General features: G+C 42.2%; 18 protein-coding genes. 15 read left to right on the forward strand and 3 right to left on the reverse strand.

The annotated features are described in order from the left end of the window. Positions 1–209: 209 nt before the first annotated feature. Positions 210–782 carry a TetR/AcrR family transcriptional regulator gene (locus BBR47_RS15205; RefSeq protein ID WP_015891295.1) on the reverse strand — a complete coding sequence of 191 codons (573 nt, stop codon included), beginning with the start codon at positions 780–782 and terminating at the stop codon, positions 210–212. 154 nt (positions 783–936) lie between these two features. Between BBR47_RS15205 and lpdA the strand changes: the two genes are divergently transcribed. The 11 genes from lpdA to BBR47_RS31995 all read left to right on the forward strand — a co-directional run bounded on the left by lpdA (position 937) and on the right by BBR47_RS31995 (position 7,329). Then, a complete protein-coding gene (lpdA, locus tag BBR47_RS15210) occupies positions 937–2,352 on the forward strand; it encodes a dihydrolipoyl dehydrogenase (RefSeq protein WP_015891296.1) in 1,416 nt (471 codons plus the stop codon). A 9-nt stretch (positions 2,353–2,361) separates the two neighbouring features. Beyond that, on the forward strand, positions 2,362–2,553 hold the full coding sequence (locus BBR47_RS15215; RefSeq protein WP_041749444.1) for a hypothetical protein: 192 nt from the start codon (positions 2,362–2,364) through the stop codon (positions 2,551–2,553). Between the two features lie 171 nt (positions 2,554–2,724). Then, the gene (locus BBR47_RS31980) at positions 2,725–2,850 is read left to right on the forward strand and encodes a hypothetical protein (RefSeq protein ID WP_015891297.1); all 126 of its coding nucleotides are present in this window, start codon (positions 2,725–2,727) and stop codon (positions 2,848–2,850) included. Positions 2,851–3,063: 213 nt separating this feature from the next. After that, the gene (locus BBR47_RS15225) at positions 3,064–4,233 is read left to right on the forward strand and encodes an HlyD family secretion protein (RefSeq protein ID WP_015891298.1); all 1,170 of its coding nucleotides are present in this window, start codon (positions 3,064–3,066) and stop codon (positions 4,231–4,233) included. Between the two features lie 26 nt (positions 4,234–4,259). After that, entirely contained in the window at positions 4,260–5,429 is a 1,170-nt protein-coding gene (locus BBR47_RS15230; RefSeq protein WP_015891299.1) for an ABC transporter permease, read from the forward strand. Between the two features lie 63 nt (positions 5,430–5,492). Further along, positions 5,493–5,609 carry a hypothetical protein gene (locus BBR47_RS31985; RefSeq protein WP_418921767.1) on the forward strand — a complete coding sequence of 39 codons (117 nt, stop codon included), beginning with the start codon at positions 5,493–5,495 and terminating at the stop codon, positions 5,607–5,609. A gap of 280 nt (positions 5,610–5,889) precedes the next feature. Further along, entirely contained in the window at positions 5,890–6,090 is a 201-nt protein-coding gene (locus BBR47_RS31990; protein ID WP_015891301.1) for an ArsB/NhaD family transporter, read from the forward strand. Between the two features lie 133 nt (positions 6,091–6,223). Next, entirely contained in the window at positions 6,224–6,421 is a 198-nt protein-coding gene (locus BBR47_RS15235; RefSeq protein ID WP_041749446.1) for a hypothetical protein, read from the forward strand. A 118-nt stretch (positions 6,422–6,539) separates the two neighbouring features. Next, on the forward strand, positions 6,540–6,737 hold the full coding sequence (locus tag BBR47_RS15240; protein WP_041749447.1) for a hypothetical protein: 198 nt from the start codon (positions 6,540–6,542) through the stop codon (positions 6,735–6,737). 119 nt (positions 6,738–6,856) lie between these two features. After that, complete coding sequence (locus BBR47_RS15245; protein ID WP_015891302.1) at positions 6,857–7,237, forward strand: DUF3658 domain-containing protein; 381 nt, start codon at positions 6,857–6,859, stop codon at positions 7,235–7,237. A 20-nt stretch (positions 7,238–7,257) separates the two neighbouring features. Continuing rightward, a complete protein-coding gene (locus BBR47_RS31995; protein ID WP_418921768.1) occupies positions 7,258–7,329 on the forward strand; it encodes a hypothetical protein in 72 nt (23 codons plus the stop codon). A gap of 338 nt (positions 7,330–7,667) precedes the next feature. Here BBR47_RS31995 and BBR47_RS15250 read toward each other — a convergent pair whose 3' ends face one another. Next, entirely contained in the window at positions 7,668–7,859 is a 192-nt protein-coding gene (locus BBR47_RS15250; protein ID WP_041749448.1) for a hypothetical protein, read from the reverse strand. A 577-nt stretch (positions 7,860–8,436) separates the two neighbouring features. Between BBR47_RS15250 and BBR47_RS15255 the strand changes: the two genes are divergently transcribed. From BBR47_RS15255 to BBR47_RS15265, 3 genes are all read left to right on the forward strand, one after another. After that, on the forward strand, positions 8,437–9,114 hold the full coding sequence (locus BBR47_RS15255; protein WP_015891304.1) for a response regulator transcription factor: 678 nt from the start codon (positions 8,437–8,439) through the stop codon (positions 9,112–9,114). 31 nt (positions 9,115–9,145) lie between these two features. Beyond that, positions 9,146–10,405, forward strand: a complete 1,260-nt coding sequence (locus BBR47_RS15260; RefSeq protein WP_231850478.1) for a sensor histidine kinase — start codon at positions 9,146–9,148, stop codon at positions 10,403–10,405. Positions 10,406–11,058: 653 nt separating this feature from the next. Then, the gene (locus BBR47_RS15265) at positions 11,059–11,910 is read left to right on the forward strand and encodes a COG4705 family protein (protein ID WP_015891307.1); all 852 of its coding nucleotides are present in this window, start codon (positions 11,059–11,061) and stop codon (positions 11,908–11,910) included. A 773-nt stretch (positions 11,911–12,683) separates the two neighbouring features. Here the strand turns inward: BBR47_RS15265 and BBR47_RS15270 are convergent. Beyond that, positions 12,684–14,240, reverse strand: a complete 1,557-nt coding sequence (locus BBR47_RS15270; RefSeq protein WP_041749449.1) for a COG4705 family protein — start codon at positions 14,238–14,240, stop codon at positions 12,684–12,686. 1,058 nt (positions 14,241–15,298) lie between these two features. Here BBR47_RS15270 and BBR47_RS15275 point away from each other — a divergent pair. Next, positions 15,299–15,730, forward strand: a complete 432-nt coding sequence (locus BBR47_RS15275; RefSeq protein ID WP_041749450.1) for an S-layer homology domain-containing protein — start codon at positions 15,299–15,301, stop codon at positions 15,728–15,730. Positions 15,731–15,749: the final 19 nt, after the last annotated feature.

Raw genomic sequence — 15,749 nt, forward strand, 5'->3', positions numbered from 1 at the left:
TTGTTAACATGTGGGCGTCAGACAGTTCCTCTTTCTTTTTGTATTTGAGTAGTTATGCCGGCTATTAAGTATTAGAGAACACAAGTTATTTTCTAGGTTAACTTTGAGTCCGGAAATGCACGACCACAATATTTGTAGTAGAGGAAATCGGATAGACATCCCATTTACTTGCTTGGTGAATGATCCAAAAGCAGCCGTGTCGGCTATTTTTATTGATTGGTCTTTATTATCCCTTTAGCCTGCTGTTTGCCCGTTTCCAGGAGGCTGTCGCTAAGCTTAGAATCATTAACCGACCGAGCTAGCACAAGCGTTCCAACCATCATGCTAAGAACTGCACTCCCAGTGGATTTATTGATTTGTGCCAGAGTGGAAATAAAATCAATCATCCGTTGCAGTTCGCGGGTGAAGACTTGCCGCACCTCTTCGGATGATCTGGATATCTCACTGGAAAGAGCGGGGAGAATGCAACCCACCTCAGTTTGATCACGATGATATGTGCTTAAATAATAATCGATAACCGTATCGATCTTAGGTTTTCCCTCCTCCTTCTCAGCTGCTTTCTGCAAAAGTGATATCGTATCGCTTATGGCATATTGGCACGTTTCCGAGACTAGTTGTTCTTTATTGTCAAAGTGTGAATAGAATCCCCCATGGGTCAGACCGACTCCTTTCATAATGAACGGAACGCTGATGTCGCGTATTCCATTTGTACGAAACGCTTTGGCGGCACTTTCGATGATACGGCCCCGAACTTTGATCTTATGGCCTTCAGGATAGGGCATTGCAGTCACCTCTTCACATCTAAATTCATATTTAAAAATATTATAGTCGTCATAATTTAACACGTCAATTTCTAGGGAACTATTGACCGCTTAAAAATATGATGATAATAATATATTACGATCATCATATTTTATTTAGGGAGGCGCAAGGGAGATGAGCGAGCTTAAACGGATAGACACTTTGGTCATTGGCTCAGGTCCTGGTGGTTATGCGGCTGCGGTGCGTTCGGCGCAGTTTGGAATGACGACGGTCGTTGTCGAACGCGGTCAAATTGGCGGAGTGTGCACGAATATAGGCTGTATTCCTTCCAAATCGTTGATAGCGGAAGCACACCGCTACAATTTGCACAGTCAATGGAATCATGCGGTCGCCTCGGTATCCTTTGAGGAGGCTCAAGCGTTCAAACAAGCGGTCGTAAACAAACAGTCCGGTGGAGTGCATTACTTGTTAAGAAGTGCTGGAGTAACGATTCTCGAGGGGGAGGCAAGCTTTATTGACCAGCATACAGTTGTGATGAAAGGACCGGAAACGGAACAATTGATTTCATTTAAATACGCAATATTGGCAACGGGTTCTCGTCCGATAGAGTTGCAGGCTTTGCCATTCGGCGATCGTATTTTGTCTTCCACAGAAGCGCTGTCGCTTTCTCAACTTCCTGCCAGTCTGGTCGTTATAGGCGGGGGATATATTGGCGTGGAGCTGGGACAAATGTTTGCCAAATTCGGCACCAAGGTGACGATTCTCGAGGGAGGAGAACAAGTGCTGCCCGGGTTTGAGGCGGACCTTACAGCTCTTGTAGGAAGGCAATTGAACACAGACGGCGTAACCATCATTACGGGGGCGAAAGCCGTTAAAGCTGAACAGGATACGGAAGGGCTTACCCTCCACTATTTAAAAAACGATGAAGAGCATCTTGTTCGCACTGAATATGCGTTAGTGACTGTCGGAAGAAAACCGAATACGGACGGGAGCTTGGGGCTGAACCGTATCGGATTGCCGACAACGAGCAGAGGATTGCTAGAAACAGACGAACAATGCAGAACGGCGATTCCGCATATTTTCGCAATAGGCGATATTGCAAACGGACCTGGACTTGCCCATAAGGCTTCTTATGAAGCCAAGGTTGCGGCGGAAGCCATTGCGGGCGAGCCTTCTGCCGTCGATTACAAAGCGATTCCGCTTGTCGTTTTTTCCGAGCCGGAGTTGGCGAGCGTCGGGTTAACCGAAACGGAGTGCAAGGCAAAAGCGGTTCCGGTTGTCGTTGGGAAATCTTCATTTTCGATAAACGGCAGAGCGTTGGCGCTGAAAGCGGCAGTAGGGTTTGTCAAAGTGGTAGCCGATCCGGTGTCAGGCATCGTCATGGGCGCGCAAATCGTTGGGGCAGAGGCGTCAACTCTCATTTCAGAGCTTGCATTGGCGATTGAGATGGGAGCAACCGTGGAGGATTTGGCGATGACTATCCATCCCCATCCCACCATGGGAGAAGTGATCATGGAGGCTGCCGGCAACGCAGCAAAAAAACACAAGAAAATAAACAAAATACAGTCTAGGGACAATCAAGATAGGTAGAACGGGACAATGAAGCTTAAAATAGGTTTATATTTTGGTATCGCAATCTTATTTGTTGCAGGAGGCCTGCTTCTTACCGTAAAAGGGAAATATGCCGTCAGCCAGGCGGAGTACAGAAAACAAGCAGTACTTGAAGCGGAGCAGAAAACGGTCTTCTACGACAAGGGTCTGTGGTCAGTTCTCCAGATGTACGTTGCTTAAACCATCGGCCACTTTGGTTATTGGATCAGATCCCGAAGGCTATGTGGCGGCGTTGCATCCAGCCACATCCACTCCACTTTCAGCTATTTCCGTCATTTTCTGTTCCTATTTGACGGCTAAAATATGATGTTTATCATATTTTAGGACACATGTTTTACGGGAGTGATAGGCATGTCTTATACCCAAACACACAAAATGAAAGTTCGTGAAAAAATCGTGGGAAGTGCTGCAGATGCATTCCGCAAGAAAGGCATTAAAGAGGTGAGCGTGCCGCAAATTATGAAGGGTCAGGCTTAACGCATGGCGGATTTTACGCTCACTTTGCGAATAAAGATCAGCTTGTCGCCGAAACGTGCAGGAAAGCGATAAATGATTCACTTATGTCGAAATGCGGTTTACCAAAGATGGTATAAAGCGATTGACGGATTTGGAAAACCGACACAAAGATTTCTTCTTGGCAAAGTGAGAACAGTATTGCACAAATAGTAATAATTTGGGAGAGAAACCACGATGAAAAAAAATATAGCAACCATCGTTATTTTAATAGTGATAGCAGCTTTAGGTGGATTTGGGCTTCTACTAGGCGGAAAAGATGCTGTTTCACTCGCCATGCAGCAAAAAGGCAGTATTATAACCGCTGAACAAATTAATGTTTCGTTCCAACAGGTGGGTGGAAAGGTAACAAATGTTGGTGTACAGGAAGAGATGGAAGTAAAAAGAGGGGACGTAATGCTTCAGTTAGATCCCACTGACGTCAACCTGCAAATTGCCAAAGTAACATCAGACATTCAATCGACAGATATCAGGATCAAACAGATGCAGGATTCCATTCGAATTGGTGAACAGAAGATAGAAACCCAAGAGAGTCAAGCGTCTCTTGGGATTCGGAGTGCTCAAACGGCTGAAAGCAAAATTTTAGAAGGAACCAGAAAGGAAGAACTGGAAAAGCAGCGCCTGGCTGTTGATACGGCAAGTGAATCCTTGAAAAACGCTCAGACCAATTATGATCGGATTCACTCATTATATGAAAGCGGTGCGGTTCCAAAAGCATCCTTGGATACGGCTTACCTTCAAGTAACCAGTGCGAAAAATTCATTGAAGCAACAGGATGAAACATATCGCCAAATGAGTAGAGGTGCACAACAACAAGATAAAGATCTGGCACGCCAGGCGACGGAAAAAGCAATGCTGGGTTTGGAAGTGGTCGCACAGTCTAAAGCGGAATTACAAAACAGCGCAATGGGAATCGACTTGTTAATCAAATCAAGAGAAGCCTTGCAAATTCAACTGGAGTCGCTTCGCGTTCAAAAAGATCGTCTGACTCTTCGTGCGCCTCATGATGGAAAGATTGTCAAAGTAATCCCCAAAACGGGTGAGAACGTTTCCGCTGGTGTTCCAGTTATCTTGTTAGAGACGAACCAGATATACTACGACTTTTATGTGGATGAGACCCAGGCTGCGAAGTTCAAGGTTGGTCAATCCGTTGCTGGTCACTTGGTATCGACTGATCAGGATATAACCGGGATGATTAAATTTATTACGGCCGCGCCCCAGTTTGCGAGTCTCCGAATGAGCAGAGAAAAAGGTCAATCCGATCTGAATACCTTTCAGATCCGCGTATATCCTGAACGTACAAAAAACATTCTCCCGGGAATGACCATTGAGGTGAATATAAAGTGAGGGCTTTTCTTGAAGAATGGAATTTGATGCTAAGCGGCAAATTTGTTCGAAAAGCAATCCTTACCCCTCTAATTCTTTCGGTTTTCTTTGGGTATGTATTTAGCAACAATCAAATTGTCAAGACACCCATAGCGATCATAGACGAGGATAATAGTTTATACAGCCAACAACTGATTAACAGGGTAAACGCTTCCCAATATATTGATGTAAAGACAATTCTTCACCAGGATGTTGATCCTGAGGTGCTTCTCTCCAATGAAAAGTACATAGCGGTGCTCTATCTCCCGCACGGATTGGAGCAGAACCGTTACCAGGGCAAGCAGTCCAACATTGGCTTTCTGGTAGATTATTCGGTCCCATCTGCTACAGGAAATTTACGCTCGGCTATGACGGAAATCATCTCAATTGAGAATAGCACGGCTCCAACAGTAGGGAAATTGAAAGCGTTGGGATTGGCCGATGATCAGATCTCGGCTACGATTTCCAACCTTGCGCTTCAGCAGCGGCTCCTATTTAATCCGACGAACGATAATCTGAATTTTATAGGCATCGGTTATATCACCATTATTTCTTTAGGAATCATTTATGGACAAACCCTCACCATCGTTCCACGTTTACGGGTGGAAGGTAGGCTGGCAGATGAGTTGAAGCAGCCAATCGGTTTATTGTTGAGAGTTGTGCCTTACACGATCGTCTACATGATAGCCATGATTTTTACGTTAGCAGCGCTTAAACAAATCGGGGGCATGCGTTTTGTTGCAAGCCCATTGGAATATATAGTACCCCTTGGATTATTTTGTTTAGTGAGCGCATGGCTTGGAATGTTGATAGGCTGGACTGCCAAGCATCCGCTTAGTGCTGCTGGGAGGGCTCAGATACTGATCTCGCCTGCGTTCTTGTTATCTGGTGTGCTTTCCCCCATAATCCTCTTTCCACAGCCCATCCAAATCATGAGCAATCTGATCCCGGCAACATGGTACTTCAAAATCTTCCGTGGAATGGGTCTTCGTGGCGGAAACATGATGTACTATTGGGAAGAGCTTGGGGTGTTTCTTCTAATGTTAGCCGTTATTTTTGTTTTCTTGATCTTGCTAATTACGCGGGAGCTCAAGAAACGAAATCAGACCAAAACTGAAGAAACCTCAGAAGAAAGAGAGCCAAGTGAGAATCTCAGCATGAGAGAACAAGTCACCTGACAGTGGGGCTTCAGGGTTGCTGGAGCAAGTGGTGTTGTTGGACGCTTTTTACTTCCGACAATAATACAAGCAGGTCACGAAGTGATCGGAATGACTCGTCGAGAGGAACAAGGACAGGCGATCGAAAAATTAGGAGCAAAGCTGTTATTACAGATGTGTTTGATCGGGAGCAGATCGTAAACATCATAAGGGGGTACCATTTCCTGTTCCTGATCCTATTGTCAACTACAAATGCAGCCTGACTAATAATCCAACAAATGATGTATTAATACCAGAAATGCTTGTAAAACTAAGACAAGGAGTCGACGTTTGATACGTTCAGAGACGGATAAAGGTATAGTGAGTATCCTTGATTCTAGAGTTAGCTCACACCCGAAAAAACGGAGAGATTATCGAGATGATGTTTTAAATATCCTTCCAATCAAAACTCAATTGCATTCCCTTGAAGAAGTAAGAGAATTTGCTAAAACGTTTAATACTACTTTTAGTTTACAACAAAGTGGATAAGCCCCAATTGGGAGCTTTTATTATCAAGGATACAGTAGTTGTCTTCTCTATCGGTGTGTATGCTGTTGTGTACCATCTGCGTAATGTTGGATTGACTGAAATGCTTGGACAATTAATTCAAGTTTTTACAGAGGTGGTTCCTGAAGAGCACTAATAATCAATAAGCCAAACCTTGATTACGCATAAATTGTGTAAGTTTAAACTACTTACCTAAAAGACCGAATGAATTTCCTGAAGATTCGTATGCTCAGTAAAATTAACTCTAGTTCTTTGGAGGGGGACATTCATTGAAGAACAACACAATTACTTCAAGTCATGTTGATTTAGAGCGAAACGCCCAAGCTGATGCAGAGAATAGCAACGGAGAAGCAACAAACCAAAATATTAACAGGAGCAGCCAAAACAAAATTTCAGAAGAACAGAAACGACCTAATAAAGGCAAAAAAACGGTAGCTTTAGATAGAAAAGGGAACACTAGTTTATGAAAGTCTTATCAATGAATTTGTGGAGGAAGAAAAAAACAGACGGATTTCAGTTGTTTATAAGTCTTAAGCTAGAGGAATTAACTCTGAAGGGGAACGTATTACTATAGGTTCTTATAAGGTGACCCAAGAAGTATTAGATTCAATCCAAGACGGTTCTGGTTACGATTTTAAGGGAATAATTGAAATTGAAGGTGTTGCAAGGGCATCCTCACTGCAAGAATTACTTAAGAAGAATAACGAGATACTATCAGTTGAAATAGCTACAGACAATAAGCTTCCATATGGTTTATATTGGAAGTACGAGGATTCAAATTAACCTGGTGGACAAACAATTAAGAGGCTACTTTTTCGTAGCCTCCTTTGAGTGCTATATTCTGTTATAAATGAATAGCTTTGAAATCATCTTAGGGGTGGAGAAAACATAATAAGCAGGGTATGGGAAAGCTGATATCTCTTCCGATTTATATAGTCTTTCCATATTTAGTTATGTATTTCTTACTATATCTTATTACTAGGTACGGTTTTGTCTTAATAACTGGAGAAGCAATTGACCAAAACAAACTTTTCTCAGGTTTTATTCTTGGTTCAATTCTTACGATTGTGCCTTACTTCATTTTGGGCTGGAGAAATAAGAATTATGGAATTAACGAGCATAATGAAATAAAAGGAGTACCGGAACATCATTTTGATACACTAATTCTAGAAACAGTTGAAAAGTTACATCAAGAACAAGGAAACAAAGAGTTTTTGTTGACTGCAAGGGTGATTGGAGAAATATTGAAACAGATGGATGAGTTATTGCTGATTTCTTCTTAGAGTATAGGATTAGGCATTTAATATATAGCGGGGTACATGAGTTAAAAGGTATACCAAAATCAATGAGACATTACAGTATTAGAATACGTTGATTAATCAGGATCTTCCGCTAACTGGTTCGCTAGTTAAACAAGCACAACGGATAGCTACTAGAATCTGCTGTGCTTATTTATTTTTCGGTATCCCCTACACGTGCTTAATAATGCAATAATCATCATTTACTATCTAAATTTCAGGATTATAACGAGGTGAAAATTTGAAGTCCTAAAACGCATAAGCACTATTTTAGACCCACGTGCCGCGTAAGCGGCATGTGGGTCTAAAACTAATTTTTCTGAGTCTGGAGATTTTTTTATTCAAGAACTACATAGAGTCAACAACTCCAGTCTATTACACTATTTTCAACGAACATCTAAATAATTGTTAGTACTCAATGTTTTAGACTGATGTGTTTTGCAAGTAGAAAATGCTCAGTTTTGCAGCCAAAATTGCCTAAGCACTTGCCAGCATATTTTTTGGCAGTCCGCCAGTGAACACTCACGCGTGCTGCAATCTCTTTTACCGAGCATCCTTCTACTTCGCGTAAAAACTTGATATAGTGTTGTTGAGACATTTTCAGCATCCTTTCCATTCTCCCTTCGCTAAGTCGCAAACCTAACGGTAGGAGGAAGTAGTGATGCTGACAAGTGCCTTTTGTGTGTGTGTCATGAGCATTTTTACGCTGCAATATTAGGCATTTCTATTGTGCAATAAACAGAAAGGATGCCTTGTACATGTTTCCTTACATCCAAGAATTTCATCACTTTCCTATCCCGCTTATCGGTAGGGAAGTTTTAGAAATATCATACGAAGACATTGAAAAGGGCATAGGAAGGATTTTATGAAACTAGTAGGATAACAAATATCTGGGGTAGCGCCAATGCCCATCAAATACACTTAACTGACTCCCTCAGTTAGAATCTCAATCATGCAGTTTATGAAGGGGGTACAACGGAATCGTGGACAAGCTCTTTTTTTAATTCACTTTTAATTTTTCACATGTATAGTTTTATTGTGGATCGATCCGCGATAAATCCTTTTGCATTCTCCTAGCATTTCGATAGGCTAAAAAAGGTGGAGAGTGCTCAAGATATGTATAGTGACCTTTTTCTACTAGGTCATTCCTTGCATGCGAAATGGATCGAAATGGAGGTTCAAATATGAGAGTTTTACTTGCGGAAGATCAGCTTCTTCTTGGCAAAATCATCGCCCATATGCTGAAGGAAAAGGGCGGACATGACGTCAAGTGGGTAACGAATGGCCAAGAAGCCTATAACCTGATCATCGACTCCTATTACGATGTGCTTGTCTTGGATTGGATGATGCCGCAAAAAGACGGAGTCACCTTATGTAAAGAATTGCGCGAACAAGGGTATTCAGGTGCGATTCTAATGCTAACCGCAAAGGATACGCTGGAGGAACGAATCGAAGGACTCGATGCGGGGGCCGACGATTATTTAGTCAAGCCGTTTGAGTCGGATGAGTTGCTTGCCCGTTTGCGTGCGCTGTCACGCCGGAATTTTGCCCCGATCCAGGAGGACATCATCGAGGTGAACGGAATCAGGATGAATCGGTCCAAGCAATCCATCACACGCGATGGCGAGGAAATCCAATTGACAGGAAAGGAATTTGCCTTACTCGATCTATTGGTGCGCAATCAGGGAACGGTGCTGACCCGTGACTTGATCCTCGATCGTATTTGGGGGGGCGAAATGGAAGTTGCAAGTAATTCGGTTGATGTCTACATTACGTTGCTGCGAAAAAAAATCGATGCACCCAGTCAAAAACCGCTGATCCGAAGTATCAGGGGGGTAGGGTACGTCATTGAAAAATCATAACAGAGAACTTTTTCGAGGCACAAGAAAACGGTTGACTATCATCAATAGCGGGATGTTGATGGTCTTCCTTTTGCTGTTTATAATCGGTACGTTTAGTTTGCTCTTTTCTATATTTTATAACGAACAAAAACTGGAACTAAAAACGCTTACTCAGCAAGAAGTAGAGGAATCCCAAACGGTTGCACCGGGTGAGACGAAACCTGATAATGCTAATTCAGCCAATCAAGGAATGTATTTCAATTATTTCTTGAAAGAAAACGGAGAACTGCTGGTGGTGGACGAATTTGCGCCTGACATGCGGGAAGCAATCATCGGATATGCAAAAAGGTGGAAACCGAATATCGTTGAAATCAAATACAAGACAATCGTAAACCAGACGAAGTCCGAGTTGCACCTTTTGATAGCTGCTCAAAATGTTTATCATGATGGCCAATTGATAGGCACAGTTTACTATGGAAAAGACGTTTCGTATTTGTGGAGCATGTTCCAAGGGCTTTTGGTCGTGTTGCTTGGGATGTCCGTGCTCTTTTTAGGGGTGGCTATCGTCACTGGCCAGTTTTTGACGAGGCGTGCCATGAAGCCGATTTTGCGATCCTACGAATTGCAGAATGATTTTTTGGCGGATGCGTCCCATGAGCTAAGAACGCCGATTAGCATTTTGAATTCTGGACTCGAGCTAATTGGGATGGAGGATGGCGACAAGCTTTCCGCATTCTCGCATGAGCTCTTGCGAGACTTGCAAAAAGAAGCGAAGAGCGCGGCAAAAATGGTGGGCGATCTGTTGCTGCTCGCGCGTACCGATTCCGGGGTGCAGGAAATTTCGATGGAAACCTTTGATTTTTCTGTAATGGCAGGACAAGTAATCCGTTCGATTCAAGGGTTCGCCGAATCACAGCAAGTCCGACTGAATTTGCACGGGCAGGACTCGATCATGCTGCATGCAGATCAGGAAAGGATCAAGCAGCTGCTATATATTTTGCTGGACAATGCGGTGAAATACACTCCAGAACAAGGAGAAATCACGCTCACCGTCAAGACAACGATGGTCGACTACAAGCCCAAGTTATGCATCATGGTGAAAGATACAGGGATCGGGATTGAGTCCGCCGATCTTTCGCAAATTTTTCACCGGTTTTATCGTGCAGATAAAAATCGGTCCCGACAATCAGGGGGGACAGGGTTGGGCCTTGCGATCGCCAAATGGATTATCGATGCTCACCGGGGGACCATACACGTCGAAAGCGTGCCTGGCGTTGGCAGCACCTTCACAGTTATTCTACCGATAAAGTAAGAAACTGTGGGAGATGTTTCTACGTCTCTTTTACGGTATTTTTCATGTGGCTTTCAAAATCTGGTGGTTTCCTGGAAGAAAAAAGTCATCTGCTACGAAAGGAACTTAGCATGAAACGAACACGTCGCCTGCGGACATGTGCTGGTGGTGTTGACGTTTCTGTTGCGAAATTCCCGAAGAATACAAAAGTAAAGAAGACGCCCTCGCAGTGAGAACATGTGGGCGTCTTCTTTACTTTTGAAATCATCATCAGTGTATTTTCCCGTAATGCTTGAGAAGGTTCTTCACGATCTTTGAAGAGCATAACGATTGAAAGACCCTACAGCTAGATTTTTGTTTTTGCTAACGTAGGGGAACGCTTTAGTTGGATGAGACGGTTGGCGAAACTATCGATCTCGTGCACGCAGATACCAAAAAGCTGCTCTCGCCATGTGTAATGATTTTTGAGTTGCATCTGCGGCGGGAGGCAATTACCGGATTTCCCGACTATAAGACTCTGTGAATGTAGAGATAAACAAGGTATGGGGATTTTCATTTGTTTTTAATTGAAAGATAGTAGTCTGTCTACATGACCGTTTAAAGAGAGGTGATCACAAAGGAATTGAGATGGTAATCGTCACATTCACTTTTTCATAGATAGGAGATTAAATAGAATGACAACTGCTAAAAACGTGTTACATTCATCAATTAGTAAGATTCCTCAATTAACACTTCTGTTCTGGATTATGAAGATTGCTGCGACAACCTTGGGAGAAACGGGTAGTGATTTAGTTACGGTTCCTGGAGCAGAAGATAACTACTTGATCCCGTTTCTCTTTTTCATTGGTGTTTTTGTAGTCTTTTTAACCATACAATTGTTAGTCAAGAAATATGTTGCACCCGTTTATTGGACTGTAATAACATCCACAAGCTTAGCGGGCACGGCATTTTCCGATTATATGGATCGCTCATTAGGGTTAGGATATATGAAGGGTTCTTTACTACTAATCAGTTTGCTGATTATTATTTTTCTTTTTTGGTATTTCACAGAGCCAACACTAAATGTTAAGAGTATTGCAACCAAACGAGTTGAAGTGCTTTATTGGATTGCCATTTTAATTTCGAACACGTTAGGTACGGCAGCTGGAGATTTTTTATCGCACCAGGCTGAAGGAGTCGGTAAGTTGGCTGGCGGAGGAAGCTTCCTTGAGCAAGGGTTGGGGCTCACCATTGCTCAAGGTGCGATGATAACAGGAGGGCTAATTTTAGTCGTCGTACTCGCGTATTTTCTAACTAAAATTAGTCGAGTTCTTTTATTCTGGTTAGCATTTGTATTGACACGTCCTTTTGGAGCAACATTTGGAGACTACTTAATTAAACCCCATGAAAAAGGTGGGCTTGGATTAGAGAATGGGACAGAAATTGCATCTGCCATTTTATTGGCCATTCTTGTAATCTGCATTCTTGTTGAGTACGCAACACGTAAAAAAATATCTTCGAATATTTCGCCATCTGTTGAACATTAAATGTCGGCGTTTTATTCAGTGAACGGCACATTGTTCCATTCTCTTCATCACCAATAGTCGATAGTGAAACTCAATCGACCAAAAATTACATCGCGTCCTACACCGCCACGAACTATAACGAAACAATGAAAGGCACCCCAACGGGTGCCTTTCCTGTAATCTAAGAAGATATTTTTGGTCACCTAAAAATTCAAACAAATATTCTGCGGGTACAATAGCTTTTTCGTATTTTAAGTCAGCAAGTGATTACAGAAGAGTGTGTAAAGGATCAAGTCGTAGGAATAGATGTATCTAAAGGATCAAGCATCGTTCAGGCTTTTGTTAAGAAAGAATGAATCTATCGCACGGGAAGTTGAAGGGCATTTCGAACGAGGGGAACGGTTTCTACGACTGGGAGAATTACTTAAGAGTTGATGGTCCTTTCGGGAACGGACTGATCGTCGTTCTGAAAGCAATCGGTCATTACCAACGAGTGGAGGCCTCAGAATAAATCATTTTTATGAAAAGAAAAGAGGGTAAGTCCTACAAGCAAAAATGATCGTTTGCCGTGACAACGTTCTTCGTCACATGAATGCTATCCTTAGACTACCGCTGGAGTTATTGAACGAACTGATTCTCTTGATATGCCTTCTTTACCCTTTCAATTTGAGCAAGGTGGTCGCGGACATGTTCGACGTCGCATTCCAGTGAACCGCCACTGATCGTGAGTCTGAGTAAATATCGAAGTAGACAATTAATAACGGTCGACTGAAAACAGTCGACCGTTTACATACTTATTTATTTTCGACGTTTACGATGCTAAGAGAATCGGTAAGTGCTGACGCGCACTTGCGGGCATCCGGATTTTCTGAACGTACGGCTGCCAATGCAGCATCAATGGTTTCATCGATTTTGGTCCACGCAGGGTCATCAATTTTTCTCAGCGTAGGCTCCGCTACATCCCATTGATGTTCTAGATCATCGGCTCCTTTTTTCGCTGAAGCAAAGTCGTTTTCGTTAACATAGGTAAGCATCCTGTTTTCTATTGTAACAAAATTGGTTAATTTCCCAAATAATGACACTTGTTTCGTATCGGTTTGCGGTTTTCTAGCTGCTGTCGTTTGTGGAGAATCGGTTTGTGAGGATGATTGATTTGCTTCGTTTAAGACACGTACCGAATCAGAAAGCACAGATTGGCACTGGATGGCATCAGGGGTTCCTGAACGTACAGCTGCCAATGCAATGTCAATTGTTTCATCAATCTTGGTCCATGTCGTTCCATCGATTTTTCTCAACACAGGCTCCGCTACATCCCATTGGTGTTCCAGATCGTCGGCTCCTTTATTCGCTAAAGCAAAGTCATTCGCATTTACGTTGGTAAGCAAATCATTTTCAATTTTAATAAATTCGGTTAATTGTCCGGTTAGTGTCGCTGGTGCAGAAGCAGCTTGCGATGCGATATGATTGCTTAACTCGACATAACCGCCTATACCAACAGCTAAGAAAATACAGAGTGCGGCTATGGTTTGCATCAACGCATTTTTCTTACTTCCATTTGTTTGTTCCGTATCTACTGCTTCCGTTTTTGCTAAACGATCAAATTTTGTCACCGCAAGAAAAACGATGATCGCTAAAATCGCTATAAGGAAAATGACACTTGTGACGGTTGTCCCCAAACCTAACCCGCCATTATTTTTTGCTTGAGATAGATAATCTCCAATTGATGCTCCGAGTGGACGAGTAAGAATATAAACAATCCAAAACGCTAATACTCCATCAAGACTCAAAAAGCTCCAAGCCAAAAGTACACAAACGATGATCAAAATGACGGTTATTCCAGTGTATAGATAACCGAGACCGAGTTGCTCGGAAAACAAATCGCCGATAGCTGTACCAAGCGCAAAGGTGAAAAGAATGGTAAGCCAATAGAAAACCTCTCGTTTCCTCGTGTAAATCGAGTGAATGGAGAGTGTTTTTTCACTCCGATACCAAAAAAGAAACGTTAACCCTAGCAGTACGGAGAATACTGCTGTACTGGTCTCAAGAGGTACTCCAACATTGTCTGTCAAATTATCAGTAACCAACGTCCCAAACACGCTGATCAGCACAACCGTTACCCAATAAATGCCTGGAATATATTTCGTTGCTCGGAATTGTAGAAATAAAACAATGAAAAACGTGATTCCCATAGTAGCGGTAGTAAACATTAAACCAAATCCGAGATTAAAATTGAGGAAATCGGCAAATGTTTCACCGACAGTCGTGCATAGGACCTTAATAATCCAGAAGAAAATCGTAACCTCAGGTACCTTGCTCTGTAAAATTTTCAATTTGTTTTGGTTGAGTGCCATATAGATGTTCCTTTCCAGGCAGTGATTTTTCACTGCTTATTTTCATTCACTGCGTTGTGAGAGCAAATTAACTGTAATACAGGAGAATTAAAAGAAGATTAAAAAGCTATCACACCAACAAGCTCAATGAGTGTAGGGAACATCCGTTCCGGTGCTTTGTAAAATAATCTTGGACACTCCGACATACCCTCCTTTGTTTATATCAATGTGAGTGCTATTGGTTACAATGACAAGGGTAAGCTTATGGTATATATTCAGGATAAAGAAGAAGACAATTAATACCAAAAAGCTTATTTACTTGTGGAGTCATAACAGATGGGAGAGAACCATTTGTCAACTCAGTCACAGAAGCGGGAACCGAAAGCTTCTGGTCCGAACATGAGGAAATGTGCCAAGCGGTATTTAAGATATCGAATTGTCTTCTAGCAAAACTTGGAATGAACCAGTTACTCAGATTGATATTACTCGTGAACAAGAGAAGTTCTTTAATCGGTTCATCTATGTATGAGAGATGGTATCGACAATCTTTATTCGTGAGCTAAGTAAAGGCGCTCGTTTAACCGGTAAGCAGCTGATGGACATTATAAAATACGACTAATCCTGGTACTGTGCCAAGGGATACATGTACGAAATCCTACATTCCCTTATGTGAGCGGGAGTGGTACATGGTGAGTGGGATCATCCTATTAAACGAAATGTCCTTCACTATCAAATCACGCATTTAGGTGCAGAATTATTCGTTCAAGAGCAACAGAAGACAATTGAAAAATTAAGAGACATCTCTTCTGTTATGAAAGCACTTAACCACTTATTTAAACAAGAAGAGAATCAACTTTTGGAACGATCTGAGCAATAGAAGCAGTTACTACGATCAATCTGGTTTATTCATAACTCTAAGTATGTAGGAGGATTAAATTGTTTCTAAACACCACGACTGCACCAAAATGAATTGGGATTTTATTCCATATCAATGTGCTTCATAAGGAAGGCTCCAGTTATTTATGTTGAGACACTGCTAGAGGCAATTGAATCACTGAGAATATGTGAGGGTTAACGCTATGAAGAGATTACTTAGCTCATTCCTTGTTACATCATTAATGTTAGGGGTTACAATATCTTTCCCTTCAGCTCTCCATGCTATGGGAACTACTCTGATCCAAAAAGGCTCAGTTCGATCCGATTTTGATACTCATCAGTATAAATCTGACATTGAATACGTTATTGAAAAGAGAGTGATGTGGAAGTACCCTGATGGAACATTTAGACCTACAACTCAAATGACACAAAGTCAGCTCCTAACTACTCTGGTTACCGTCATGCAATTGAAAGAAAAGGCACCTCTGGCCCAATTACCTCCAGGTCACTGGGCGAAAGACATTTATGAAAAGGCAAACAACAGAAAGCCCGTTCCAGCGAGCAGAAGCAGCCCACATTTTAAAGTTTTTGCATATCGAATACAACAGTATTATAGCCGGCATGAAAATAACTGACCAATTTCATAATAGTCTT

Source organism: Brevibacillus brevis NBRC 100599, from assembly GCF_000010165.1.
Classification (GTDB): Bacteria; Bacillota; Bacilli; order Brevibacillales; family Brevibacillaceae; genus Brevibacillus; species Brevibacillus brevis_D.